Consider the following 26,794-nt stretch of genomic DNA (forward strand, 5'->3'; position numbering starts at 1 on the left):
CAAGAACCCACCCTACGAAACCCCGCTTTCCCGTAGGGTGGACACCTGTGTCCACGCGGTCGTACCCATGCACACCGCACCGTCAAGGACACCACCACGGAACCCGGCAAGGGCGTAGGGTGGGTTCTCGAACCCACGCGTGACGTACGCAAGCCGCAGGCTCACCCCGTCCGCGGCACCTTGCGGTCGTCATACGGCCCATGCTCCATCCAGTACTGCCGGAACGCCAGGCGCACGTTGTCGCGCAACTCGGCGTCGACCCAGGGTTTCGTATAGAACTTGTAGATCGCACCGCGGTTGATCGAGTCGAGCACGGTCTGCACGCCGGTGTAGCCGGACAGGATGATGCGCATGGTGTCCGGATACATCTCCTTCACCTTGCTGAGGAACTCGGTGCCGCTCATGACCGGCATGCGCTGGTCGCAGATCACCACCTGCACCCGGTACAGCGCCAGCAGCTCGAAGGCTTCGGACGGCGACGAAGCGGTCAGCACGCGGTAGTTGTCGCGCCTGAACAGGCGATGCAGGGCGCTCAAGGTGTCGACGTCGTCGTCGACCACCAGGATGGTCTGCACGCTGCTGTCGTCGGCCGCCGGCCGGTCCGGCGCATCGCGGTTCTTGCGCACCAGCTGGGCCAGTTGCGCGGCCGGGAGCGCGCGCGAAAAATGAAAACCCTGGATCTCGTCGCAGCGGTTGCGCCGCAAATACGCCATCTGGGCGCGCGTCTCCACCCCTTCGGCGATCACCTGCATGTGCAGGCTGTGCGCCATGCTGATGATCGCCAGCGCGATCGCGGCATCGTCCGGGTTGTTGACGATGTCGCGCACGAAGGCGATGTCGATCTTCAGCTTGTCGATCGGGAAGCGCTTCAGGTAGGCCAGGCTCGAGTATCCGGTGCCGAAGTCGTCGATGGCAATGCGGATGCCGAGCGCCTTCAGGCGCTGCAGCACCTCGATGGTGCGCTCGGCGTTGGTCATCAGGGCGCTTTCGGTCAGTTCCAGCTCGAGCATGCCCGGCTCGATGCCGTGGCGCTCGATGGCCGCGCGCACCACGCCCTCGAGGTCGCCCTCGACGAACTGGCGGCTCGACACGTTGACCGCCACGCGCAGCTCGCGCACGCCCTCTTCGTTCCACGCGGCGATCTGGCGGCAGGCCTCGTCGACGATCCATTCGCCGACCCGCACCACCATGCCGGTTTCCTCCAGCACCGGCACGAATTCGGCCGGATAGACCAGGTCGTGGCCGGGACGGTGCCAGCGCAGCAGGGCCTCGACCCCGGACACGCGTCCGGTGTTCAGTTCCAGCTTGGGCTGGTAGTGCAGCACGAACTCGCCGCCCTCGAGCGCACCGCGCAGGGCCACTTCCAGGTCCAGGCGCGCCAGCACCTGCACGTTCATGCCGGCGGTGAAGAAGCGGTAGCCGTCGCGTCCGGCCTCCTTGGCGCGCACCATGGCGGTGTCGGCGTACTTGACCAGGGTGCTGGGTTCGAGCGCGTCGTCGGGATACATCGCGATGCCGATGCTGGCCGTGAGCACCGCCTTTTGCCCATTCAGGTCGAACGGCGCGCGCAGCGACTCGCGGATCTCGTTGGCCACGCGCACCGGTTCCTGCTCCTGCTCGCGGGTCATGGTCAGGATCAGCGCGAACTCGTCGCCGCCCAGGCGCCCGACCGCATCGCGCAGGCCGATCGCCTTGACCAGGCGGTTGCTGAACTGGCGCAGCAGCTCGTCGCCCAGTGCCGGCCCGAGCGAATCGTTGACGACCTTGAAGCGGTCGAGCGTGATGAACAGCACCGCCACGCGCCAGGCCTTGTCCTGGGCCAGCTCGATCGCCTCGCGCAGGTTCTGGAAGAACAGCGTGCGGTTCGGCAGGCCGGTGAGCGCGTCGTAGCTGGCCAGGTGCTTCAGGCGCTGCTGCGCGTGGATGCGTTCGCTGATGTCGCGCGCGACCGCGATCAGGAGCTTGCTGCTGCCGGCTTCCTGCCACTGCCAGCTGATCTCGACCGGCACCGCGCCCTCGCCGCCGGCGCGCAGCAGCTCGGTCTCGGCGATGTCGGATTCGTGCGCGGCGCCGTTGGTGGCGAGGTGGCGCTGCAGCTGGTCGGCGGTGGTCAGGCCCAGGGCCACCGGATCGATGCGCAGCAGCGCGTCGCGCGAGAAGCCGAGCATGCGGCAGGCGCCGTCGCTGACGTCGACCAGCGCCAGGCTGGCCGCGTCGACCAGGAAGATGCCGTCGGTGGTGGCGTCCATCGCGCGCCGGAAGCGCTCCAGCGCCGCGGTACGCTCGCGCACGGTGCGTTCGAGATTGGCCCCGTGCTCGCGCGACTCGCGGTGCATCAGGCGCACTTCGAGCAGGTTGCGGATGCGGGTCATCACCTCGACCGTGTCGAGCGGCTTGCCGATGAAGTCGCGCGCGCCCGCTTCCAGCGCCGCCAGCTTCTTGTCCGGCTCGGCCGTCACCACCAGCACCGGCAGCCACGACTCGCTTTCCAGCGGCTTCAAGGCCTCCATCACCTGGAAGCCATCCATGCCCGGCATGTGCAGGTCGAGGATGATCAGGTCGAAGCGGTGCTTCAGGTGCAGCGCCACCACCTGGCGCGGGTCGGTGGTGCTGTGCACGTTCTCGTACCCGGTCGTCTTGAGCAGGTATTCGAGCAGCTGCACGTTGACCGGCTGGTCGTCGACGACCAGCACGCGTGCGCGCCGCACATCGGCGGGCGTGATCATGTTTCGGTTCCTTTCCCGGCACGCAGCTGGGCCAGCGTGCCGTCGATCGCTTCGTTGAACTTGTCGATATCGACCGGTTTCGTCAGGTAGCGGAAAAACCCTGCCGCCAGGCCGCGCTCGATGTCGCTCGCCATTGCGTTGGCGGTGAGCGCAATCACGGGGATGCCGGCCGTCTGCGCGTCGCGCCGCAGTTCGGCGAGCACCTCATAGCCGTCCATGCCGGGCAGGTTGATGTCCATCAGGATGATGTCGGGGCGCCGCTCGCGCGCCAGCGCCAGGCCGGCCGGGCCGTCGGCGGCGGCGATCAGCCGCAGGTCGGGCCGGAAGCGCACGATTTCCACGACCAGCTTCAGGTTGGCCGGGTTGTCCTCGACGTAAAGCACGAGATGCGGAGCATGATCGGTACGCCCGGCAGGCTCCCCCGACGGGTGCGACGAGGCATCGTCCAGCGAGGCTTGCGGCACGGTGGTGCCCAGCTCGATCGCGAACACGCTGCCCACGCCGGGACTGCTGCTGACCTCGATCGAACCGCCCATCAGCTCGACCAGGCGGCGCGTCACCACCAGGCCGATGCCGGTGCCTTCCTGGGCGCCGGCTTCCTGGCCGAGGCGGTTGAAGGGCTGGAACAGGCTGTCGAGCTGGTCGGCGCGCAGGCCCATGCCGGTGTCCTGCACCGAGATGCGCATGCGCTCGGGCGTGAGCTGGACACAGTCGAGCACCACGGCGCCGGCGTCGCGGTTGTACTTGATCGCGTTCGACAGCAGGTTCAGCAATACCTGCTTCAGCCGGGTGCGGTCGGCCAGCAGCACCGCGTCGACCGTTTGCGGGAACAGCACGCGGATGCCGCGCCCGGCCGCCAGCGGCTCGACCATGGTGCGGCACTCCTCCAGCACCTCGGCGAGGGCCACCGGCTCCATCGACAGCGAGATCGTGCCCGACTCCACCTTGGCCAGGTCGAGGATCTCGTTGATCAGGGTGAGCAGGTGGCGTCCCGACTTCAGGATGTGGCTGGCGAACTCCTTCTTCTGTTCGCTGGAAGTCGGCAGCGCCTCCGAGGTCAGGATCTGGGCGAAGCCGAGGATCGCGTTCAGGGGCGTGCGCAGCTCGTGGCTCATCGACGACAGGAAGGCCGATTTGGCCTGGTTGGCGTTGCGCGCCTCGTCGATCGCGTTGGCCAGTTCGGCGTTGGCCAGCGCCAGCTGCAGGGTGCGTTCGTCGACGCGGTGTTCGAGCTGCTCGTTCAGGCGCATCACTTCCTGCTGGGCGCGCGAGCGCTCCTGCGCCTCGCGCACGATTTCCCGGTTCGAATCCTCGAGCTCGCGGGTGCGCTGCTCGATCTCGGTCAGCATCGCGTTGAAGGAATCGACCAGCTCGGCCGCCTCGTCGTTGCTGATGCGCGGCGCGCGGCGCGAATAGTCGCGCGTGGCGACCACGTCCCGTGCGATCTCGGTGATCGCGATGATTGGCGCGGTGATCACGCGGCCCAGGCGCCGCATCACGAGATACGCGATCGCCATCGCCAGCAGGGTCACGGCCAGCGCGATCGCCAGGTAGTCGAGGGTGCGCGAGAGCAGCCGGTTCTCGGCGCGCAGCCAGACCGTGCCGACGGTCTCGCCGTTCTCGACGATCGGCCGGAACACCACCAGGTAGCCGTCCTCGACGCGGGTGGCGGCCGCTTCGGCCTGAGCCGGGAATACCGTGCGCGCCCCGCCCGCGGCGTAGGATGCGAACAGGCGCCCGCGTTCGTCGTAGATGGCGGCGGCGGCGGCCATCGGGCGGGTGCGCAGCAGCGCCAGGTTCTCACCGGCCAGGCGGGCGTCGTCGAAGGCCAGCGCGGCCGAGCTCATGTGGCCGACCAGCTCGGCCTGGGTCGAGAGGTCGTTCACCAGCGAGCGGTGGTAGCTGCGCAGGTCGTAGCCGATCACCAGCCCGACCGAGACCACGAGCGCGGCCAGCGTGGTGGCCATCACCACGGCGACGAGCTTCTTGCGGAGCGACGGCAGGCGGATCATGCCGCCTCCGGCGTGTTCGGGCACGCGGGCAGGCTCCTTTCGCGCGCGCGCGCCCCGGCCCGGATGGCGACGGCCATCACGACCGCGCCGGCCTAGCCCGGCAGCACGCGTATTGATGAAGCGACATTGAATTCTATTGAGTAAAAGAAACGCGGCGGAACCCGCCGCGATGCAGGATAGCAGCATGGAATGTCAACGTGTCGCACGGGACATTTCCATGAGTACAAACGGCGCCACTCTACCTTCTCGCAAGGCGCTTGGGTAGCGGCGGCGTGATTTTCCATGCAAGTTTGCCACACCGATAGCGGCCGGGGCGCGCTAGAATGGTTGCTGCGTGACCGATGCAGTCACGCTGCAATGCAGGGGCGCTTGGCGACCTGCGTGCCGCAGCATTCTTATTATCCTGGAGGAGCCGCATGAGCAACGAGATTATCGAACTTGCAAGCAAAGTCGGCGAGGCGCTGCAGGCCAAGCGCCTGGTGCTGGTCACTGCCGAATCCTGCACCGGCGGCGGCGTGTCGCAAGCCATCACCGAGATCGCCGGCTCCACCGGCTGGTTCGACTGCGGCTTCGTCACCTATTCGAACAACTCGAAGACCGAACTGCTCGACGTTCCGGCTGCCCTGATCGCGCAATTCGGCTCGGTGAGCGAGGAAGTCGCCGCCGCCATGGCCGAGGGCGCGCTCTCGAACAGCGTTGCCGACGTCGCCCTGTCGACCACGGGCATCGCCGGCCCGACCGGCGCGGTGCCGGGCAAGCCGGTCGGCACGGTGTGCTTCGGCTGGTCGCGCGGCGGCACCAGCATGACCGAGCGCCTGGTATTCCAGGGCGACCGCCACGCGGTGCGCGAACAGACCGTCATCCACGCGCTGCGCGGCCTGCTGCGTTTTATCGAATAGTGGGGTCCGTCCCCTCGCGCTTCAGCGCCTACCGCGCCCTGGCCGGCGCGGCGCTGCTGCTCGCGGGCGCGCAGGCTTCTTCGCAACCGGTTCTGCCGGCGCCGCCCCAGGTTGGGGTACAAACCGTCTACGCCGCCGGCGACATCGCGCGCTGCCGCCATCCCGACCCGCGCTGGTCGGGCGCCGCCGACACCGCCGCGGTGGTCGCGGCGGGCCTGGCGGCCGACCCCGATGCGGTGGTCCTGACCCTGGGCGACCACACCTACCCGCGCGGCGCGGCCCGGGAATTCGCCGACTGCTACGGCCCGACCTGGGGCCGCTTCAAGGACCGCACCTGGCCTTCTCCCGGCAACCACGAGTACTACACCAAGGGCGCCCTGCCCTATTTCGCCTACTTCGGCGAACGCGCCGGACGCGGCTACTACAGCCTGGAGCTCGGCAGCTGGCGCGTGATTTCCCTCGACAGCAACCTGGCCCCGGCGGCGCACGCGGCCCAGCTGGACTGGCTGCGCGCCGAACTGCGGGACCATCCGAGCCGCTGCACGCTCGCCTTCTGGCACCATCCGCTGTACAGTTCGGGCGGGCACGGCAGCGTGCCGAAGATGCGGGAAGCCTGGGCCCTGCTGCACGCGGCCGGCGCGGAACTGGTATTGTCCGGCCACGACCACGACTACGAACGCTTCGCGCCGCAGGACGCCGACGGCAACCTGGACCGCGCGCGCGGCATGCGCCAGTTCGTGGTCGGCACCGGCGGCGCCTACGCCACGCCGTTCCTGCTGACTGTCATACACAGCGAAGCGCGCGACGCCAGCCGCAACGGCGTGCTGCGCCTGCGCCTGCGCGCCGACGGCTACGACTGGGAATTCCTGGAAGCGACCCCACCTTCCCTGCCGAACGCATCGCCGCCCGACCATGGCAGCGCCGCCTGCCATTGAACCATCACACCCTGGAGTACCTGCATGAAAACCCGTCCGCTGTTCGCCGCATCGCTGCTGCTGGCCGCATTGAATAGTGCTGGCGCACAGCCCGGTGGCGCCGCGGCCCCCGCCGTTCCCGTCGACGTGCCCCACATCGCCTTCGATAAATACACCCTGCCCAACGGCCTGCAGGTGATCCTGGTCGAGGACAAGCGCCTGCCAATGGTGGCGGTCAACGTCTGGTACCACGTCGGCCCGGCCAACGAGGCGCCGGGGCTGGCCGGTTTCGCCCACCTGTTCGAGCACATGATGTTCGCCGGCAGCAAGCACCTGCCGCGCGGCCTGGCCGACCGCCTGCTGGAAGGCGCCGGCGCCACCGACAGCAACGGCGGCACCGGCTACGACAGCACCAGCTACTACGACACCGTCCCCTCGAACCAGCTCGAGCTGACCCTGTGGGTGCATGCCGACCGCATGGGCTACCTGCTCGACGTGCTGGACCAGAAGGCCCTGACCAACCAGCAGGACGTGGTGCGCAACGAGCGCCGCGAGACGGTGGAGAACGAACCCTACGGGATCGTCGAGGAAGCGCTGAACCACGCGCTGTTCCCGCCCGAGCACCCCTACTACGCCTCGGTGATCGGCTCGCACGCCGACATCCAGAACGCGAAACTGGCCGACGTGCGCGAGTTTTTCACGCGCTACTACGGCCCGAACAACGCCAGCATCGTGATCGCCGGCGACATCGACAAGGTGAAGACCCGCGCGCTGGTGGCGAAGTACTTCGGCAGCCTGAAGCGCGGCCCCGACGTGGCGCGCCCGCAGATCGTCACGCCGCCGATCGCGGCCGAGCGCCGGCTCACGGTGCCGGACCGGGTCGAACTGGCGCGCGTCTACATGGGCTGGCTCACGCCGCCGGCCTACCAGCCGGACGACGCCGAACTGGCGGTGGCGGCCCAGATCCTCGCCGGCGGCAAGTCGAGCCGGCTGTACAAGTCGCTGGTGTACGAGCGCCAGATCGCCCAGGACGTCGACGCCGACCAGGATGCGCGCGCCCTGGTCTCGACCTTCCTGGTCGAGGTGACGGCGCGCGCCGGCCACACCCCGGCGGAACTGGAAAAGGCGATCGACGCCGAACTGGCGGCGCTGCGCGAGCACGGCCCGACGCAGCAGGAAGTCGAGCGCGCCAAGCGCCAGATCGAGACGGCGATGCTGACCTCGCTCGAACAGCTCGGCGGCGACGGCCTGGCCGACCAGCTGAACCACTACAACCAGTTCACGGGCGACCCGGGCTACCTGGCCAAGGACATCGCCCAGCTGCGCCGTATCACCCCGGCCGACGTGCAGCGCGCCGTGCGCACCTGGCTGCAGCCGAAGAACCGGGTAGTGGTGGCCGGCGTGCCGGGCGAACCGAAGCTGCCGATTGATCCGCCGGCGCCGAAGCCGCCAAAGACGGCGAAGGGAGACAAGAGCGGCATCAACCCGGTCGAAGCCTGGCGCGCCAAGGCGCCGAAGGCCGGCCCGACGCCGGAAGTGAAGCTGCCGCAGGGCGAGGCCTTCACGCTCGCGAACGGCCTGACCGTGATCCACCACTACAACCCGGCGCTGCCGCTGGTGTCGGCGGAGCTGGTCATCAAGAGCGGCGCCGACAGCAATCCGATCGACCTGCCCGGCCTGGCCGGTTTCACCGCCCAGGTGCTGACCGAAGGCACGGCCAAGCGCAGCGCGCCGCAGATCGCCGACGAGATCGCCCAGCTGGGCGCCTTCCTGGAAGCCGACAGCGGCACCAACGCGTCGGCGGTGTCGCTGCTGTCGCTGCGCTCGACCTTCGACCAGGCCTTCGACGTGATGGCCGACGTGGCCCTGCATCCCGCCTTCCCGAGCGCCGAGGTCGAGCGCCAGCGCGCCAGCCGGCTGGGCGAACTGATGCAGCAGCGCGACGAGGCCGAGGCCGTGGCCTCGATCGCCGCCGCCGCCGCCCTGTACGGCGCGCGCCATCCTTATGGCTACGGCCAGCTCGGCACGGAACCGGCGATCCGCGCCGTGACCCGCGACGACCTGGCAGCGTTCTGGCGCCGCCATTACGTCCCGAGCAATGCCGCACTGGTGGTGGCGGGCGACATTTCGCGCACCGAGCTGAAGGCGCTGGCGGAAAGCCGCTTCGGCGCCTGGCGCGGCGGCGAGGCGCCGCCCTTCTCGCCCGGCACGCCGGCGCCGACCCGGGCGCGGGTGGTCGTGGTCGATAAACCCGGCGCGCCGCAGACCGCGCTGCGCCTGGTCGCGCTCGGCGCCGAGCGCAAGACGGCGCAGTTCCCGGCGCTGGAAGTCATGAACGCGGCCTTCGGCGGCCTGTTCACCAGCCGCATCAACCAGAATCTGCGCGAAGAAAAGGGCTACAGCTACGGCGTGTTCTCGGGCTTTCGCTACCACCGCGCGCCTGGCCCGTTCAGCATCGCCGGCAGCGTGCGCGCCGACGTCACCGGCGCATCGGTCGCCGAGCTGCTGCGCGAAGCGGCGGAGATGATCGACCAGCCCTTGCGCCCGGCCGAACTGCTCGACGCGCGCAACGCCGAACTGCTGTCGCTGCCGAACGGCTTCGCCACCAACGCCGACATCGGCGCCAGCCTGGCCGAATCCTTCGTGTTCGACCTGCCGCTCGACTACTACCGCCAGTTGCCGGCCAAGCTGGCGGCGGTCACCGCCGAGCAGGTGCGGGAAGCGGCGCGCCGCTACCTCGACCCGCAGCGCCTGATCGTGGTCGCGGTGGGCGACCGCAAGCGCATCGTGCCGCAGCTGGAAAAGCTGAAACTCGGGCCGATCGAGGTGCGCGACAGCGAAGGCCAGTTGCCCGCGGCCCAGCCCGGACAGTAAGCGCCACCGGCATCCCCGCCCCGGCAGCGGGGATGCCGCACACGTATTTTCCCCGACGATAGATGTCGAATCGTCTATCATGGGCCGACTGATTTCATATTGACGGCCCATGAACCAATTCACGATCCAGCAGAAATTCTTCCTTCTCCTCCTTACCATCGTCACCCTGGGATTCGGCTGGATCCTGCTGCCCTATTCGGGCGCGGTGTTCTGGGGCATGGTGCTGGCGATCCTGTTCGCGCCGCTGTACCGCCGCCTGCTCGCCGCGACCGGCCAGAAACCAACCGTTGCCGCCCTGCTGACGCTGGCGTCGATCGTGGTGATGGTGATCCTGCCGCTGTCGATCATCACCGCCTCGCTGGTGCGGCAGGCCGCCGACATCTATGCGAACGTCAGCTCGGGCCAGATCAATTTCGGCGCCTACTTCCAGCAGGTCATCAACGTGCTGCCGGACTGGCTGGTGGGACTGCTGGAGCGCTTCGAGCTGACCGACCTGGCTTCGCTCGAACAGAAGCTCGCCGACGGCGCGGCCCAGGTCAGCCAGTTCTTCGCGCGCCACGCCATCAACGTCGGCCGCAATACCTTCGACTTCCTGGTCAGCCTGACCATCATGCTGTACCTGCTGTTCTTCCTGCTGCGCGACGGCCAGGCCCTGGCCAACCGGATCAAGCGCGCGGTGCCGCTGAGCCGCATGTACAAGCAGCGCCTGTTCGACAATTTCATCACCGTGATCCGCGCCACCGTCAAGGGCAACGTACTGGTGGCGATCGCCCAGGGCGCGCTTGGCGGCCTGATCTTCTGGTTCCTCGGCGTCCAGGCCGCCCTGCTGTGGGGCGTGGTGATGGCCTTCCTGTCGCTGCTGCCGGCGGTCGGCGCGGCCATCGTCTGGGCCCCGGTCGCGGTCTACTTCCTGGTGACGGGCGCGATCTGGCAGGGCGTGGTCCTGATCGCCTTCGGCGTGCTGGTGATCGGCCTGGTCGACAACATCCTGCGCCCGATCCTGGTCGGCAAGGACACCAAGATGCCCGACTACCTGGTGCTGCTGTCGACCCTGGGCGGCATGGCGCTGTTCGGCCTGAACGGCTTCGTCATCGGCCCGGTGATCGCGGCGCTGTTCATCGCGGCCTGGGATTTGTTTGCTTCGGCCGAGGAGTTTCATCCGCAGTAAAAGCAGGGAAGATTCGTCGGGGCCGGCAGGCGCAGTCGGTTACGCCAGAATAAGTCTCGAATGAGATACCAACAGAAGCAAGGACTTAGGAAGGGTAGCCAGGAAAGCGAGAAGGTATCGGCCCACGATCGGCTGGCCAGTTAGCGCACCGCCGCGCTTCGACGCACACGCTTACAAAAGCCGAAATATGGTCGAACGTGCCATCAATCGCCTGGAGGATTTCGGCCCCGTTGCAACCCCTTACGAAAAACGCGGACACAACTATGTGACGACCGCGATTATCGCAACAATGATCCTGCAGCCCCCGCAGAACTCGATCAGACAGACCTCGCGCTTCCCGCGATAGCCCGCAGCCCTCCCGGCGCAAGTCTTGTCCTGCCGGTAGCTTTCCAGCGCCTTCCTGCCCGGGATGCGGCACGGTGCGCGATCGGACCACGCATTTGCTGGCCTGGATTTCCTCCGCAATATCTTCCCACGTGTTTCCGCCAAGCTTGTGTTTACGCATTTCCGACCGAATGGAATTGCCGTGATATGCCGGCGCTTTCTACCCCGATCAAATCCAGCCGTGCAACGAAAAACCGGATTTTAACCCGATTTGAATAGTTACAAACTTTTCTTGAATTGTGACATTGCGTGATATTTCGACCGGTATCGCGCCGGTAAAATCGTTTCGTCTAACAGCATTAGCCCGCTAGACCGTCGCCTGATGGAGACATGCGGATAATCGAAGAGAGAAAGCCGCTTGTCGCTCGACCGCGATGTTTTCAATCTTAACTTGACGAGGAACTATGAAATCGAATGCTGTCCCGGAAGCACTGCGTGATGTCTTCGCTAGCATCACCGGCAAGAAGCGTGAAGAACTTGTATCGCTGGAACAGTTGAGTACCGAGCAACTGACCGAAATTAGCGGCGGCCTCCAGTCGGAGCCGAAGTGGAAAGCGAATATCCACAGCTACTCGTTTAATTGAAGTACGGGCCGGGCCGTGCGCCCGGCCCATTCGACTCGAATTCGATAGGGATGCATATGTTTACTGCGGTTGTCAAGCCAACGCATATTTGCAATCTGGCCTGCGATTATTGCTTCAACGACGATGTGCGCAAGCCGGTCATGGACCCGGCAACGCTGGAACGAGTGGTACAGCAAACGTTCGAATATACACGGCAAACCGGGAAAGACCAGGCGCACTTTATCTGGCACGGTGGCGAACCAACTGTCGTGGGCCTGGATTTCTATCGCAATGCCGTGGCCTTGCAGGAAAAATATGCGGACGGCTGCAAGTATTCCAATGCATTTCAGACGAATGGCGTGCTGGTCAACAAGGAGTGGGCCCGCTTTTTCAAGTCGCATGACTTCTCCGTCAGCGTTTCCCTCGACGGCAAGCAGCTGCACAACGATAAGTACCGGGTCGATTTTGCGGGTAAAGGCTCGTATCACAAGGTCGAGCGGGCGATGAACATCCTCAAGGACGAGGGAATCCAGTTCGGTGTCTGCCTGACCATGCATAAAGGTAATGTCGAGGATGCGGCCGACATCTACCGCTTCTTCGCCGAGCAGAAACAAGCTTTTCATATCGTGCCGTTGATGAAATCCGGTGGCGCGCGCGACGGTTACGAAGACTTCGGGCTGACGGAGAACGAATACGCCGACGCCTGGCTGGCCATGTACGACCTCTGGTTCGACGCCGCCCCCGATTACGTGTATGTATCCGATTTCGTCGACCGCACCGAGGCTGTATTGCGCGGTTTACCCGGCAGTTGCTGGACGGCATCCCACTGTTGCGACACCAACGTCACCGTCGACCCGGAAGGCGACGTGTATTCCTGCGCTTCGGTCAGCGCGACGCCAATTGCGTTATATGGAAATGTGAACGAAAAGAGTTTCAAAGAAGTCTTCGCTTCGCGCAATGCCCTGTATTGGCGTACGCGCCAGCATTCCGACCAGTGCACGTCCTGCAAGTGGTTCCACGTTTGCCACGGCGGATGCATGTCCCGGTCATACAAGTTCTTCGGCAATATCGACGCCCCTGATTATTATTGCGACAGCCTGTACCGTATTTACGAGCATATCGAAAAGCGCCTGCGTGGAATGGACCTTGCCCCGGCGCTTCCGCATGAAAATCATATGCGCTCGCAACTGCCTGCGGACACCCGGTCAAAACTCGACATGACCGGCCTGAAATCCCGTATCTCGTCGATTCCCGTAAAGGTCGTGCAATGAGGCTCGTCAACGTTTTAAAACCGACGCATATCTGCAATCTCAATTGCGATTACTGCTATAACGACGACGAACGGCAGCCGATCATGACTGTCGACACCTTGCGGCGGACGATCGAGCAGACATTTGAATATGCGCGCAGCACCAAGGGATTTACCGGCGTCGAATTCGTCTGGCACGGCGGCGAACCGCTGGTCGCGGGCCTGCCTTATTTCGAAGCAGCGATGAGGTTTCAGGAAGAACTAGCAAATGGGCTTGCCTGTTCGAACGTCATTCAGACAAACGGCCTGCTGCTGAACGACGCCTGGACCGGTTTTTTCAAGTCGAATGGGTTCTCGGTCAGCGTCTCGCTGGACGGCACGCAGGAAATGCATGACGCCTATCGTAAGGACCATGCCGGCAAAGGCTCGTTCGCGAAGGTTCTCAAGGCAATCGAATTGCTGCGCAAGGGCGGTATCGAGCCCGGCGTGGTGCTGGTGGCGACCAAGGCGATGATCGGCAAGGCAAACGAGATTTATCGATTTTTGGTCGACAACGCATTGCCCTTCCAGATCGTCACTTTGACCAAGTCCGGCAACGCACGCGACAAGTATTCGGAAATGGCCCTGAGCCAGGCCGAATATGCGGAACTGTGGATTGCGCTGTTCGACCAATGGTTTGCCGGCAATCCTGGTTACGTCCGCTCGCATGAATTCGAGAACCGCTTGTCCGCGCTTATGTCAGGAATGCCGCGCGGGTGCGAGGCACTGGCCAATTGCGCCGATACGAATATCTCGGTGGATCCAGTCGGCGACGTGTATACCTGCGGCACGCTGAGTGGGACTGCCAGCGTCAAGTACGGAAACATCGTGGAGCAGGACCTTGTCTCGCTGATGGTGTCGCCGACCGCCATCCATTTTCGGACCCGCGTCATCGATCCGCAATGCGCCAGCTGCGAGTGGCAGCATGTGTGCCACGGTGGTTGCATGTCGCGCGCGTTCAAGATGTACGGGACGATCGACCGGCGCGACAACAAGTGCGAGGCACTCGGGAAGACATGGTCGCACATGGCGAAGCAATTGAAACTGCGCGAGCTCGACGTTGCGCCGCCACATCCGAACAATCGGTACGAAGAGTTCGCCCTGGACCCGTCGCTCAAGTTGCAGAGACCGGGCCTGCGGGGAGTGATCCCGATTCTGGCACGGTAACGGGCGCAAGGCGGAGCATCAATGTCCCGTATTTTTCGCCTCGCGGCCTTGGAGTCGGAACGGAACAAGCTGGTTGGGCCGGCCCTGCAGTTCAAGCCGAAAGCCGTTCGTCATATGCAGGCGTGCTGCGCCGCCCTGCTTGTTGCGGTCGCAGCCTACCTAGCCTGTGCGAGGACGGACGTCGTCGTCGCGGCAGGGCAGGCAGGTGCGCAATCCGGGACCGCCGTCCGTGACGGCGAGATACGGGTGGAGATCGCGTCATCGTACGCGTTTGCCGCCATCGCCGGAAGTCCCGTCGAGTATCGGCTGCATCGGGGGACGACTGTCCTTGCCGGCCATGTTGCCGGAAGCAGCCCGGCGCCTGCCGCTTGCGCCCGCACCGCGCCGGGCTGCCGCGCCGGCGTCGTGCTTGCCATTCGCTTCGGCGCGATGCCGGCAGATCCCGTCGCGGGCGGCGAACTCATCATCAAAGATGTGCCACTACGCCGCGCGCTGGGTGCATCGTTCTGACTGTGCCTTCGAAAGAGCAAACCCCGGATGTACGAAAAGTTATTGTTCTCCCGCTGGCGGCGCCTGCCTCTCGTGCTGCAGGCAGAAGTCACGGAATGCTCGCTTGCCTGTCTGGCGATGATCTCGGGTTATTACGGCGGCAGGGAGTCGCTTGGCTCCCTGCGCGACCGCTATCCAGCATCGCCCTCCGGCACGAATCTGGCTGCCGTGATGCAGGTGGCCGAGAAGCTCGGACTCGCGACCCGCGCAGTGCGGATCGAGCTCGACCAGCTTGCACTGCTGCGCCTGCCCTGCATCCTGCACTGGGACTTGAACCATTTCGTGGTGCTCAAGCGGGTCGGCAAACACCACATCGATATCCATGACCCCGCGTCGGGCCTGCGCCGTATTGCGCTGAGCGAGGTATCGTCCTCGCTGACCGGCGTGGCGCTGGAGGTCTGGGCGAACGAACAGTTGACGCCCGGCTCCAGCAAGGGCGGCAGCCTCTTTCGTTCGCTCGTCAACGATGCGCCGGGAATCCGCAGCATGCTGTTGACGAGCCTGGGCATGGCATTCGTGATCGAAGCATTGATGCTCGCGTCGCCTTGGTTCCTGCAGTTCGTGATCGATTTCGACGGCGCCGGCGCCAACGTCGAATTACTGGCGAAGCTGGCGATCGGGTTTGGCTTCATCGTGCTGCTGCAGCAATGCCTGACCGCGGTGCGGGGATGGCTTATCCTGAAGACGAGCGCCGCCCTGAACATGGAGTGGCGCTCGAATATCTTTCGCCATCTCCTGCAACTGCCGGCGACGTACTTCGAACGGCGCCACTTCGGCGATGTCGTCTCGCGCTTCGGTGCGGTCGACGAGATACAGAAAGCGGTCACGGTGTCGCTGGTCGAGGTGGTCCTCGACGGAGCCATGGCGCTGTTGACGCTCGCCGCGATGTTCGCCTGCGGAGGCGCGCTGGCCTGGATCGCCCTGGGCGCGGCGGGTATCTACACCGGCATCCGCGCCGCCACCAATGCCAGGCTGTCGCGTGCCGCGGCCGAAGAGGTCGTGCATGCAGCACATCAGCACAGCAACTTTCTCGAAACCATACGGGCAGCCAGGACGGTCAAGCTGTTCCAGCGCGAACAGCAGCGCCGCGGGGCCTGGGCGACGCATTTTGCCCGGCAGCTCAATGCGCGTCTCGACATTGCGCGGATCCAGTTGTCCGCGCGCCTGAGTAGCGGGATTCTGATCGGACTCGGTTCCGTTGCTACCGTCTGGGCCGGAGCGACGGGCAATGCCGGCGAATCGATCAGTGCAGGCGCCCTAGTGACCCTGATCGCATACAAGATGCAGTTCGATAACCGGATCACGGCGCTTGTCGACAAGATGGCCGACATGCGCCTGCTGCGGGTTCATTTCGATCGTGTCAGCGATATCGTCGATGCCCAGCCCGAACCGGATGCCCGTGCACAGGTGCAGGGCGTCGCCTCCACCTCCGTCGTGCTGCGTAATGTCCGGTTTCGTTATCATGCGAGCCTGCCTTTCGTGCTCGACGGCGTGACGCTGGATGTGCGCCAGGGTGAATGCGTGGCGGTCGTCGGACCGTCCGGCTGCGGGAAATCGACGTTGCTGGGACTGATCGCGGGATTGCATGCGCCAGAGTCGGGGACAGTCGAGATCGGAGGAGTCGATGCCACGCAGCTGGGCAATGCACAACGGCGGTCCCTGATCGGCACTGTGTTCCAGGAGGACCATCTGTTCGAAGGATCGATTGCCGAAAACATCAGTTGCTTCGACGATGCCACTGACATGGCCTGGGTCGAGGAAGTCGCCAGGATGGCCTCCGTACATGAGGATATCCAGGCGATGCCCATGCGCTATCGCAGCCGCGTCGGCGATATGGGTAGCGCGCTGTCCGGCGGCCAGAAACAGCGCATCCTGCTGGCGCGGGCGCTCTACAAGCGTCCCGGCATCCTGCTGCTCGACGAGGCGACCAGCCACCTCGACGCCAGGCGCGAAAGCGCGGTGAACAAGGCGGTGCGCGACCTTGCGATCACCCGGATTATCGTGGCTCACCGGAGCGAAACGATCGCCAGCGCCGATCGCGTGATCGCGATCGCGGGCGGCCGCATCGCCCTCGACGGGCCGGCAGCGGTCGAGACGCCTTGCGGCGTGGGCGAACGCGGATGAGGGCGTGATGCTGCGAACGACAGGCAAACGGCTCCCCCTGGCGCTGCTGATCGTGTCGATCCACCTGCTCGTGGCCGTGCTGATGGCGCGTCGGGCAGCGTTTGACCCCACGCCCGCAGGATCGGCCTCGGCCGCGGCGCCGACGATGCTCGTGCTCCTGACGCAGCCGCGGGCAGCGCCACCTCCGCCGCGCCCCGCCGTGGCCGATGCGGCGCAGCGCACACGCAAACCGATCCGGCAACGCGAAGCCGGGCGCCTGCCGCGTGGGAGGGCTGTCGCGGTCGCGGTGCCGGTGCGCGAGGCGGAGGGACCGGCTGAAGCGGCCCCCGACCAAGCCGCTCAAGCGGACGAAGCAGCCGTGCCGCACTCGCCGCTCTTCGACCGTGACGCCGCGCTACGCATGGCCCGGGAGGTCGCCAGCCAGCCGGATGCGTTCGCCAGGCAGCATCCCGCCAGGCTGCGCAGCCGCGAACTGACGCCCACCGAGAAGCTAGGCCGGGAGATCGATCGTTCGACGCGCAGCGATTGTCGCACAGCGTACGCGGGAGCAGGCCCCCTGGCGATCATCATGCTGGCAAAGGATGCGATCAGCGACAAAGGGTGTAAATGGTAAGCAGGGAATTTTATTCGAGAGTAAGGAAGAGTTGAATGCACGATCGCGTGAAAAGTCGACGTCACTCCAAGGGAGAACACGGTCCCCGTGCCGTCGCGGCCATGTGCGTCCTGGCGATGGCCCATGCCGGCGCCGCTGAGCAGGTTGCGGCCGCCGCGGCGAGCCCGCAAACGCAGGACAAGGTGATGGCGGTCGAGGTCCAGGGGCGGCGTATCGGCGTCGAGCAGGAGCGGCGCGAAGGCACCGGGATCAAGTACATCGTTTCCAGGGCCGACTTGGCGCGCTACGGCGACAGCCGCACGCTGGACGTCCTGCGGCGCGTTCCGGGGCTGTCGGTCGATCCGGACGGCGGAGAGATCAGGATGCGCGGCCTCGGCACCGGTTACGTGCAGGTGCTGCTCGACGGCCGACCGGCCGGCGAGAGCTTCAGCTTCGACAGCATTACGCCGGACCTGATCGAACGTATCGAAATACTCGGTTCACCGTCGGCGGACCGCAGTACCCAGGCCATCGCGGGCACCATCAATATCGTGCTGAGGCGTGGCGGCAAAAGCGTGAAACCCGTGGTTAAGGCGGGGGCAAGCCTCCAGGATGGAAAGCTGTCGCCATCACTGTCGATTCAGGCAAGGAACAAGCTTGAGGACTTGTCGTTCAGCGTCGCAGCCACGGTGGCGCGCGAGAACGTCGAGCGGGTCCTCGAGCGCCGCGAGTATGGCGTCATCGGCCAGGACGACGGTCGGTACGAACGCAGCGGCGCAATCCGCACCTTCGACCGTAGCCGCCCCGCCTCGGCCACGGTGCAGGCCGACTGGCAGCCCGATCCGGAGACGCGCCTCGGTGCAACGCTGCTGTTGAACCTGAACGATTCGGCTGCGCAGACCACGGAGCGGACCGCCACCGTCGCCGGCGCGGACTTGCAGTATCCGTCGAGCCGCCTGGCGCTCGAGGCCAGGTCCAGGTCGGCACGGCTCAACTTGACCGGGAGCCGGCAACTCGACCAGTTTCAAATGATCGAGCTCGATGGTACGGCCGGCGCGACCAGGCGCAGCTCGGACGCCGGCTTCAGCGGCCTTGGCCGGCACGAGGAACTTCTGTTGCAACGCGATGTCGACGGAAAGCTTTCGGAGGACACGGGAAATCTATCGTTCGCTTACAGCCGCTCCGGCTCGGGCAACCATACCTTGAAACTGGGTGCGGAAACCGACCATACGCGTCGTTCGGACGCCCGCATCCAGCGCGACCAGACCTTCGACGCTACCCTGCCGATCAATCTGGACGAGCATTTCGACGCCACGGTGCACAAGACGTCGGTCTACTTCCAGGATGAATGGAAAGGAAAGGCCGGCTGGTCCGCCTATGCGGGAATGCGCTGGGAAAACTTGAGCACCAGGGCCGCCAGCGCGGGAGAGACGGCTTTGCGCAAGCGCTACCGTATGGCCAGTCCAATCGTGCAGCTGGCGTGGAAAACACCGGAAACCGGGCGCAACCGATTTACTGTCGGACTCTCGCGCACTTACCGGCCGCCGACAGCGGCGAGCCTGATACCGCGCCGCTTTTATGCCGTGAATAACGGTCCCCTGCGGGCCGACACCACCGGCAATCCCGCTTTGAAACCTGAGTTGTCGTGGACGCTCGACGGCAGCTATCAGCATGAATTCGACAACAAGGGAAACATCGGCATCAACCTTGCTGCGAGCAGGGTCAGCGACGTGATCCTGAGCGACGTACGGCAAGCAGGCCAGGCCTGGCTCATCGTGCCAGAAAATCACGGTTCGGCCGACGTTCGTTCCGTGACTCTCGAAGCAAGCCTGCCGCTCAGTGGGCTGCTTGCCTGGCGAGTGCCGCTATCGCTCACAGCAAATGCCACGCGAAACTGGTCGCAGGTCGAGCAACTGCCGGGGCCGCACAACTACCTGGCCCAGCAGTTGCCTTTCAGCGCCAATCTAGCGCTCGACGCCGGGAACGAGAAATCGACCTACGGCGCCGGCGTCAGCGCGTCGCTGCAGTCGGGTTCGACGATTCGAAGCGGACAGCAGCAGCAACTCATCAGGAAGTCGTATGCCAGTGTCGACCTGTACGCGGTCGCACGCCTATCCCCCTCGGCCCGGCTGCGCCTTTCTATCGCCAATCTCGCGCCGCGCGATGCACGCAGCGACCAGATCTACTTCGACGCGTCGCGGCGCGACGTCGTCGCCAACACCTCGCAGGCGTTCGCGACGATACGGCTGTTCTGGGAGGGGCAGTTCAACTAGGGCATGTCTGACTGAACTTAATTAAGCCTGGAGGGTCGTGGGGCGATGAGCCGGACCGACCTTGCCGAAAGCAGTGGCGCCAGCTTGAGCCCCACCTGCCGTCTAATCCGCATCATGGTCTGTTGCACGCGGCAAGGTCGTGCCCACGACGGTTGCCGATGCGAAGGCGCCATGCCCTCCCAATGGGTCAACCGGCATTGCGCCTTCTGTGGGCAATAAGGGCGACAGCCATGACAACGCCCTGGCCGAGACCATCAACGGGCTCTACAAGGCTGAAACGATCGCTGCGCTTGCCGGCCCTGTCGTTTTGATCTAACATGTGAACACCTATTCACATGTTAATGATGACTACACTCGACATTCCCGATCACGCCGTCGAGCAGGTCGCCGACCTGTTCCACCTGCTGGGCGACCCGACCCGGCTGCGCATCGTGCTGGCCTGCCTGGCGCAGCCGACCGCCGTGGGCGACATCGCCGCGGCCCTGGACCTGTCCAGTTCCCTGGTCAGCCACCACCTGCGCCTGCTGCGTGCGGCGCGCATCGTCAAGGCGGAGCGCCAGGGCAAGCAGGTGTTCTATGCGGCCGCCGACGCCCACATCAGCTCCCTGCTCTCCAACATGTTCGAGCACATCGCCGAACCCGCCAACGGAAACGACCCATGAGCCACGATCACGATCACCCTCACGACCACGGCCATCACGGACATGGCCACGGCCACGGCCACCATCACCACCAGGCGCCGCCGCCCGGACACGGCCGCGCCTTCGCACTGGCGATCGGCCTGAACACGGTCTTTGTCGCAATCGAATTCATCTACGGCTTCCTGGCCGGCTCCACCGCGCTGATGGCCGACGCCGGCCACAACCTGTCCGACGTGCTAGGCCTGGTGCTGGCCTGGGGCGCGGCCCTGCTCGCCAAGCGGGCGCCGAGCGCACGCTATACCTACGGGCTGCGCAGCTCTTCGATCCTGGCGGCGCTGGCCAATGCCCTGCTGTTGCTGCTGGCCTGCGGAGCGATCGGCTGGGAAGCCGTGCAGCGCATCGCCACGCCGCATCCGGTGGAAGCGGTCACGGTGTCGGTGGTGGCGGCGATCGGGGTGGCGATCAACGGCTTCTCGGCCTGGCTGTTCATGGCCGGCAGCAAGGGCGACCTGAACATCCGCGGCGCCTACCTGCACATGGCGGCGGACGCGGCGATCTCGCTGGGCGTGGTGGTGTCGGGCCTGGTCATCATGGGCACCGGCTGGACCTGGCTCGACCCGGCGGTCAGCCTGGTGATCGTGCTGGTGATCGTCTGGGGCACCTGGTCGCTGCTGCGCGAATCGCTGCAGATGGTGATGGCGGCGGTGCCGGAGAGCGTCGACGCCACCGCGGTGCAGGGCTTCCTGGAGGCGCGTCCCGGCGTGGCCGAGGTCCACGACCTGCACATCTGGGCGATGAGCACCACCGAGACCGCCCTCACCGCCCACCTGGTGATGCCGGGCGGTTATCCGGGCGACGGCGCGATCGACGCCATCGTGGCCGAGCTGCGCAAGGAGCATGGCATCCACCATTGCACGCTGCAGGTGGAGGAAGGCACGACCAGGCACCACCATTGCGCGCTGGAGGCGCACGGGGCGTGATGGGACGTAGGGTGGGCACGCCGTGCCCACGCGTTACGTGCGTCTCCTATTCGCGTTTGTCGTAAGAGTTCGCTCGCGACAATGAGCGGAGTATCGCGGCATCACGCGTTGCCGCTCCTTGCGTATTCTGCGGGCGACGTCTCGCTGCCGCTGACTGCGGCCTCGTGCGTAACGCGTGGGCACAGAGTGCCCACCCTACGATGAAGCCGCTGACGCCGCTCAGCCGGCCAGGTTCGCAAACAGCGCCGTGCTCAGGTAGCGCTCGCCAAACGACGGGATGATGACGACGATCGTCTTGCCCGCATTCTCGGGCCGCTGGGCGACCTGCATCGCGGCCCACAGCGCGGCGCCGGACGAGATGCCGACCAATAGCCCTTCCTCGCGCGCGGCGGCGCGCGCGGTCTCGAAAGCGTCTTCGTTGCGCACGGCGATCACTTCGTCGTAGATGCCGGTATTGAGCACCTGCGGCACGAAGCCGGCGCCGATGCCCTGGATCGGGTGCGGGCCCTTGGTGCCTTTCGAGAGCATGGGCGAGGCTTCCGGCTCGACCGCGATGGCCTGGAAGCCGGGCTTGCGCTCTTTCAGCACTTCGCTGACGCCGGTGATGGTGCCGCCGGTGCCCACGCCGGCGACCAGGATGTCGACCTTGCCGTCGGTATCGCGCCAGATTTCCTCGGCCGTGGTGCGGCGGTGCACTTCCGGGTTAGCCGGGTTGTTGAACTGCTGCGGCATGAAGGCGCGCGGATCGTCGGCGACGATTTCCTCGGCGCGGCGGATCGCCCCCAGCATGCCCTCGGCGCCCGGCGTCAGCACCAGCTCGGCGCCGTAGGCGCGCAGCAGCATGCGGCGCTCGTTACTCATGGTTTCGGGCATCACCAGCTTGCAGCGGTAGCCGCGCGCCGCGCACACCATCGCCAGCGCGATGCCGGTGTTGCCGCTGGTCGGCTCGACGATGACGGTGTCGGGGCCGATCTTGCCGGCTTTCTCCGCCGCCTCGATCATCGCCAGGCCGATGCGGTCCTTGACGCTGTGCGCCGGGTTGTGGAACTCGAGCTTGGCCAGGATCTCGGCGCCCTGGCCGGGCCCCTTGCCCAGCCTGCGGATCCTGACCAGTGGGGTGTTGCCGATCAGCTCAGTGACATCGTTTGCGACTCGCATCCGTTCCTCCGCATCAGTTGACAAAGTTGGGTTTATTTTACGCCGAGCAGTTCCACGTCGAAGATCAGGTCGGTGTCCGGCGGAATGCTGCCGCCCGGCGCGCCGCGCTTGCCGTAGGCCAGGTGGCTCGGGATGATCAGGGTGCGCTTGCCGCCGACCTTCATGCCGGCCACGCCCTGCTCCCAACCTTTGATGACCTGGCCGGCGCCGAGCTGGAAGTCGAGCGGCGTACGGCCGGCGTCGAGCGAGGAATCGAATTTGCGGCCGCGCTGGTTGCGCGCCATCGGCTTGAAGAACCAGCCGGTGTAGTTGACGGTGACCTTGTGGCCGATCTCGGCAGTCTTGCCCTTGCCGACCACCTGGTCGACGATCTCGAGCTGGGGACCGCTTGGCGCCACCGGCTGCGGCGCCTGGGCGGCCGCGGCGGCGTCCTGGGCCGCACCGCTGGCCGCTTCCGCGCCGCTCTGCACGGCCTGCCCGGCGGCGCCAGCGGCCTGCTGCGAACCCGCGGCGGCCTGGTCGGCGGCGCTCTGCACGCCCTGCTGGCGCACGGTGCTTGCCGCCTGGTCGGCGGCCGGTGCGTTCTGCGGCAGGTTGGCCGGGGTGGCCGGGGTGGCCGGGGTGGCATTCGGTGCACCCTGCTGGGCATGGGCGGCGGCGGCCGCAAGCAACAGGGCGAGGAAGGAAGTACGACGCATCATGGAGGCTCTTTCAATAACAGGATTCAATCGACAATCCTATGATAGCAAACGCCTCCCCGCGTTGGACAGCCGCAGGAGTCGGTCTCCTGGGCCGCTCTTGTACGGCGGTCTTATGCGGTGGCCTTGCGCGGCCTCATGCGGCTTCCGGCAGCGTTGCCGTCCCGGCGCCGGCAGGCGCTGCCACGACGGCCTGCTCCTGGGCCGCCTCGGCCATGCGGCGCAGGATGTGGCCGGCGGCGATCATGCCGAAGCTGGCCGTCACCACCATGCTCGAACCGAAACCGGCGCAGTTCAGGCCGGTGACGCTGGAGCCCACCTCGCAGGCTTCCCCTTCTTCCGGGTAGCGCAGCGGCTCCATCGAGAACACGGCGTCGATGTGGTACTTCTGCTTTTCGCCGCGCGAGAAACCGTACTGCGCGCGCAGCAGCTTGCGCACCTTTTTCAGGAGCGGCTCCTGCTCGGTGCGGGCCAGGTCGCGCACTTCGATTTTCGTCGGGTCGAGCTGGCCGCCGGCGCCGCCGATGGTGACCAGGGGCAGCTTGTGGTCGCGGCAGTAGGCGATCAGGGCGGCCTTGGCCTTGACGCTGTCGATGGCGTCCACCACGTAGTCGAAACCCTTGCCGGCGATCATCTGCTCGATGTTATCGGGCTCGATGAAGTCCTCGACCAGGGTCACCTGGCAGAAAGGATTGATTTGCGCGATACGCTCGCGCAGCGCCTCGATCTTCGGCATGCCGACGGTCGAGCTCAAGGCCTGGATCTGGCGGTTGATGTTCGACTCGGCCACATTATCGAGGTCGATCAGGGTGAGGTGGCCGACCGCGCTGCGCGCCAGCGCCTCGACCACCCAGGAACCGACGCCGCCGACGCCGATCACGCAAACGTGCGCCGCGCGGAAGCGTTCCAAGGCACGCTCGCCGTAAAGACGGGCAATGCCGCCGAAACGGCGTGCGAAGTCGACGTCATCGTCCAAAGTTCCTGCCGGGATGGGGTGGTTGATCGTATTCATAGCCCAGCATTTTACCGGACCGGGCAGGCACGACTTGCTCTAAAATGCAAGTCAGTCAATCAAAAATTATTTTCCTTGTCGCAAAAACGCAAATGAATGATTTCCTCCCGGAAGCCGCTCCCGGTTTCGACCAGCCGATCGCCGTCCTCAAGCATTGTCACGGACGCATCCGCAAGCAGCTCGGCACGCTCGAACGCCTGCTCTCGCACCTGCCCGAGCACGGCGCCGACGAGCAGGCGCGCCAGGCGGCCGGCGCGGTGCTGAAGTACTTCGAGAAGGCAGCCCACCTGCACCACGACGACGAAGAGCAGGACCTGATCCCGATGCTGCGCGCGGTGGCCCAGGGCGAGGACGCCGCCACCCTGCAGGCGCTGGCGCCGGTGATCCTGCAGGACCACAAGGACATGGACGCCCTCTGGCAGGACCTGCACGAGCAGCTCGCCGCGATTGCCGACGGCAGCGCCAGCACGCTGTCGACCACCAACGTGCAGCGCTTCTGCCAGCGCTACCTGTCCCACATGGAACGCGAGGAAAGCACGCTGGCGCCGATGGCGCTGCGCCTGTTCTCGGGCGAGCAGATGGCGCGCCTGGGCCAGGCGATGCAGCAACGCCGCGGGATCGATGCGCCGGCGCCCTCGATCGGCGAAGCGGTGGCCGGCCTGCGCAAGGATTACGGCCAGGCCAGCCTGAACGAGGACGACGTGCTGGACGACCCGATCCAGCAGTTCACGCGCTGGTTCGAACAGGCCTTGAAAGCCGAGGTCAACGAGCCGAACGCCATGAACGTGGCGACGGTCGACGCCGATGGCCGGCCGAGTTCGCGCATCGTGCTGGTCAAGCAGTTCGACGAGCGCGGCTTCACCTGGTACACCAATTACGACAGCCGCAAGGCGCAGGAACTGCGCGCCAACCCGCATGGCGCCTTGTTATTCTTCTGGAGCGAACTCGAGCGCCAGGTGCGCATCGAGGGCCGGGTCGAAACCACCTCGCCCGAGGAAAGCGACAAGTATTTCCACAGCAGGCCGCTGAAGAGCCGCCTGTCGGCGATTGCCTCCCAGCAGAGCGCGCCGATCGCAAGCCGCGCGGCCCTGGAACAGAACTACGAAGCGGTCGCCGCGCAAGCCGGCGAGGCGCCGCCGCGTCCCGCCAACTGGGGCGGCTTCCGGCTGGTGCCCGAGCGCATCGAGTTCTGGCAGGGACGCCGCTCGCGTTTCCATGACCGCATCGTCTACGAGCGGCAGCAGGACGGCAGCTGGACGCGGCAGCGTTTGCAGCCCTAGTTTGCAAGCGCGCTTCCAAGCGCCCTTGCAACCGCAGTTGTAGTCGCATTTTTAACCGCATTTGTAAAGGCAAGCAGGTCTCGACAAGCCGCCACAGCGGCAGCAGTTTTCGAGTGATTCGTATGGCCGGCGCGGCATGGGCCGGCTTCTTCTCAAAGCCGGAGGAATACGTGTTCAACGAAATGAAGCTGACTGCCTGGAGCGCGGGCATGCGCAGCAAGCTGTCCCTGCCCTTGCGGGTGGAACTCTGGAACGGAGAACATGTCGACCTGTCCGCCGAAGCGCCGCGCGTGACGATCCGCATCCCGCAGGCATCCTCGCTGCGCTACCTGCTCTCGCCCTCGCTCTACAACCTCGGGCGCGCCTACGTCGAGGGCGCGATCGACGTCCAGGGCCGCGCCGCCGACATGATCCGCATCGGCAGCGAACTGGCGGCATCGAGCGGCAAGCACGAACGCCACTTCACCCATCCGCTGCGCCTGCTGTCGCCGCACACGCGCAAGAAGGACGCCGAGGCGATTCGCTACCACTACGACGTCTCCAACGAGTTCTACCAGGCCTGGCTCGACGAGAACATGGTCTATTCCTGCGCTTATTTCGAGACCGGCGAGGAAGACCTCGGCACGGCGCAGGTGCGCAAGATCGACCACATCCTGACCAAGATCGGCGTGCGCCCCGGCCACACCCTGCTCGACATCGGCTGCGGCTGGGGCGCGCTGGCGATCCGCGCGGCGCGGCAGTTCGGCGCGCGCGTGGTCGGGGTCACGCTGTCGGAAAACCAGGCGCGGCTTGCGCGCGAACGCGTGGCGGCGGCCGGGCTGGAGGGACGCGTCGAGATCCGCCTGCAGGACTACCGCGACGTCGGCGGCCAGTTCGACCGCATCACCAGCGTCGGCATGTTCGAACACGTCGGCGTCAAGCACCTGCCCGAGTACTTCGAGCGCATCAACGCCCTGCTCGCCCCGGACGGCGTGGTCATGAACCACGGCATCACCAGCACGGACGTCGAAGGACGCTCTTCGCCCTATGGCGGCGGCGAATTCATCGACCAATACGTGTTCCCGCACGGCGAGCTGGCACACCTGTCGGAAGTCATCAAGACCATGCAGCAGGGCGGCCTGGAGGTGCGCGACGTCGAGAACCTGCGCCGCCACTACGCCAAAACCTGCGCGGCCTGGACCGAGAACTTCGAGAACCGGGCCGACGCCATCGCCAGGCTCACGGATGCCAAGCGCTTCCGCATCTGGCACGTCTACCTCGCCGGCTGCGCCTACGCCTTTGCCCACGACTGGATCAGCCTGTACCAGATCGTCTGCGGCAAGGCCGGCGAAGACCCGGCGCAGATCCCGTGGTCGCGCAGGTACATGTACCCGTAGGGTGGGCACTCCGTGCCCACGCGTGACGCTTGCGTCGTGTTGGCGTTCATGAGGCGCCGCGTCTGTTCACCGTTTACGCGTGGGCACGGAGTGCCCACCCTACGACTTCGCAGGCG

General features: G+C 65.8%; 20 protein-coding genes. 15 read left to right on the plus strand and 5 right to left on the minus strand.

Annotated features, from left to right (window positions below; translation table 11 throughout):
• Window positions 1-161: 161 nt before the first annotated feature.
• Entirely contained in the window at window positions 162-2,726 is a 2,565-nt protein-coding gene (locus ACFOPH_RS16140; protein WP_312553191.1) for an EAL domain-containing protein, read from the minus strand.
• The gene (locus ACFOPH_RS16145; protein WP_379736395.1) at window positions 2,723-4,762 is read right to left on the minus strand and encodes a response regulator; all 2,040 of its coding nucleotides are present in this window, start codon (window positions 4,760-4,762) and stop codon (window positions 2,723-2,725) included. The genes ACFOPH_RS16140 and ACFOPH_RS16145 overlap by 4 nt, the downstream gene beginning before the upstream one ends.
• Window positions 4,763-5,154: 392 nt before the next feature.
• Here ACFOPH_RS16145 and ACFOPH_RS16150 point away from each other — a divergent pair, with 392 nt between their 5' ends.
• The 13 genes from ACFOPH_RS16150 to ACFOPH_RS16210 all read left to right on the plus strand — a co-directional run bounded on the left by ACFOPH_RS16150 (window position 5,155) and on the right by ACFOPH_RS16210 (window position 21,154).
• Window positions 5,155-5,637 (plus strand): CinA family protein, encoded by a 483-nt coding sequence (locus ACFOPH_RS16150; protein ID WP_312553186.1) that lies wholly within the window; start codon window positions 5,155-5,157, stop codon window positions 5,635-5,637.
• Window positions 5,637-6,572: a metallophosphoesterase family protein gene (locus ACFOPH_RS16155; RefSeq protein WP_379736397.1), complete on the plus strand. Its 936-nt coding sequence runs from the start codon at window positions 5,637-5,639 to the stop codon at window positions 6,570-6,572. Before ACFOPH_RS16150 ends, ACFOPH_RS16155 begins: the two co-directional genes overlap by 1 nt.
• A gap of 24 nt (window positions 6,573-6,596) precedes the next feature.
• The gene (locus tag ACFOPH_RS16160; RefSeq protein ID WP_379736399.1) at window positions 6,597-9,425 is read left to right on the plus strand and encodes a M16 family metallopeptidase; all 2,829 of its coding nucleotides are present in this window, start codon (window positions 6,597-6,599) and stop codon (window positions 9,423-9,425) included.
• A gap of 109 nt (window positions 9,426-9,534) precedes the next feature.
• A complete protein-coding gene (locus tag ACFOPH_RS16165) occupies window positions 9,535-10,593 on the plus strand; it encodes an AI-2E family transporter (protein ID WP_312551231.1) in 1,059 nt (352 codons plus the stop codon).
• Between the two features lie 788 nt (window positions 10,594-11,381).
• Entirely contained in the window at window positions 11,382-11,561 is a 180-nt protein-coding gene (locus ACFOPH_RS16170; RefSeq protein ID WP_312551229.1) for a hypothetical protein, read from the plus strand.
• Between the two features lie 56 nt (window positions 11,562-11,617).
• Complete coding sequence (gene dynA / locus ACFOPH_RS16175) at window positions 11,618-12,811, plus strand: dynobactin maturation radical SAM/SPASM protein DynA (protein WP_379736401.1); 1,194 nt, start codon at window positions 11,618-11,620, stop codon at window positions 12,809-12,811.
• Window positions 12,808-13,995, plus strand: coding sequence for a dynobactin maturation radical SAM/SPASM protein DynA (gene dynA, locus ACFOPH_RS16180; protein ID WP_379736403.1), 1,188 nt, complete (start codon window positions 12,808-12,810; stop codon window positions 13,993-13,995). Before dynA (ACFOPH_RS16175) ends, dynA (ACFOPH_RS16180) begins: the two co-directional genes overlap by 4 nt.
• A gap of 21 nt (window positions 13,996-14,016) precedes the next feature.
• Window positions 14,017-14,505 (plus strand): hypothetical protein, encoded by a 489-nt coding sequence (locus tag ACFOPH_RS16185; RefSeq protein ID WP_312551223.1) that lies wholly within the window; start codon window positions 14,017-14,019, stop codon window positions 14,503-14,505.
• Window positions 14,506-14,532: 27 nt separating this feature from the next.
• On the plus strand, window positions 14,533-16,668 hold the full coding sequence (locus ACFOPH_RS16190; protein WP_379736405.1) for a peptidase domain-containing ABC transporter: 2,136 nt from the start codon (window positions 14,533-14,535) through the stop codon (window positions 16,666-16,668).
• A gap of 7 nt (window positions 16,669-16,675) precedes the next feature.
• Entirely contained in the window at window positions 16,676-17,281 is a 606-nt protein-coding gene (locus ACFOPH_RS16195; protein WP_312551219.1) for a hypothetical protein, read from the plus strand.
• Between the two features lie 35 nt (window positions 17,282-17,316).
• A complete protein-coding gene (locus tag ACFOPH_RS16200; protein WP_312551217.1) occupies window positions 17,317-19,533 on the plus strand; it encodes a TonB-dependent receptor plug domain-containing protein in 2,217 nt (738 codons plus the stop codon).
• Window positions 19,534-19,874: 341 nt separating this feature from the next.
• Complete coding sequence (locus ACFOPH_RS16205; protein WP_379736407.1) at window positions 19,875-20,195, plus strand: ArsR/SmtB family transcription factor; 321 nt, start codon at window positions 19,875-19,877, stop codon at window positions 20,193-20,195.
• The gene (locus ACFOPH_RS16210; RefSeq protein ID WP_312551216.1) at window positions 20,192-21,154 is read left to right on the plus strand and encodes a cation diffusion facilitator family transporter; all 963 of its coding nucleotides are present in this window, start codon (window positions 20,192-20,194) and stop codon (window positions 21,152-21,154) included. The genes ACFOPH_RS16205 and ACFOPH_RS16210 overlap by 4 nt, the downstream gene beginning before the upstream one ends.
• A gap of 219 nt (window positions 21,155-21,373) precedes the next feature.
• Here the strand turns inward: ACFOPH_RS16210 and cysK are convergent, their stop codons facing one another.
• The 3 genes from cysK to tcdA all read right to left on the minus strand — a co-directional run bounded on the left by cysK (window position 21,374) and on the right by tcdA (window position 24,022).
• Window positions 21,374-22,312, minus strand: a complete 939-nt coding sequence (cysK, locus tag ACFOPH_RS16215) for a cysteine synthase A (protein ID WP_312551215.1) — start codon at window positions 22,310-22,312, stop codon at window positions 21,374-21,376.
• A 32-nt stretch (window positions 22,313-22,344) separates the two neighbouring features.
• Window positions 22,345-23,013, minus strand: a complete 669-nt coding sequence (locus ACFOPH_RS16220; protein WP_379736410.1) for an FKBP-type peptidyl-prolyl cis-trans isomerase — start codon at window positions 23,011-23,013, stop codon at window positions 22,345-22,347.
• A gap of 133 nt (window positions 23,014-23,146) precedes the next feature.
• Entirely contained in the window at window positions 23,147-24,022 is an 876-nt protein-coding gene (tcdA, locus tag ACFOPH_RS16225; RefSeq protein WP_379736412.1) for a tRNA cyclic N6-threonylcarbamoyladenosine(37) synthase TcdA, read from the minus strand.
• A 92-nt stretch (window positions 24,023-24,114) separates the two neighbouring features.
• Between tcdA and pdxH the strand changes: the two genes are divergently transcribed.
• Together pdxH and ACFOPH_RS16235 are read left to right on the plus strand one after the other, a co-directional pair.
• Window positions 24,115-25,302: a pyridoxamine 5'-phosphate oxidase gene (pdxH, locus tag ACFOPH_RS16230; protein ID WP_379736414.1), complete on the plus strand. Its 1,188-nt coding sequence runs from the start codon at window positions 24,115-24,117 to the stop codon at window positions 25,300-25,302.
• Between the two features lie 170 nt (window positions 25,303-25,472).
• Window positions 25,473-26,678 carry a class I SAM-dependent methyltransferase gene (locus tag ACFOPH_RS16235; RefSeq protein WP_379736416.1) on the plus strand — a complete coding sequence of 402 codons (1,206 nt, stop codon included), beginning with the start codon at window positions 25,473-25,475 and terminating at the stop codon, window positions 26,676-26,678.
• The last annotated feature ends 116 nt before the right edge of the window (window positions 26,679-26,794 follow it).

It is taken from the genome of Massilia haematophila (genome assembly GCF_042647645.1).
GTDB lineage: Bacteria > Pseudomonadota > Gammaproteobacteria > Burkholderiales > Burkholderiaceae_D > Telluria > Telluria haematophila.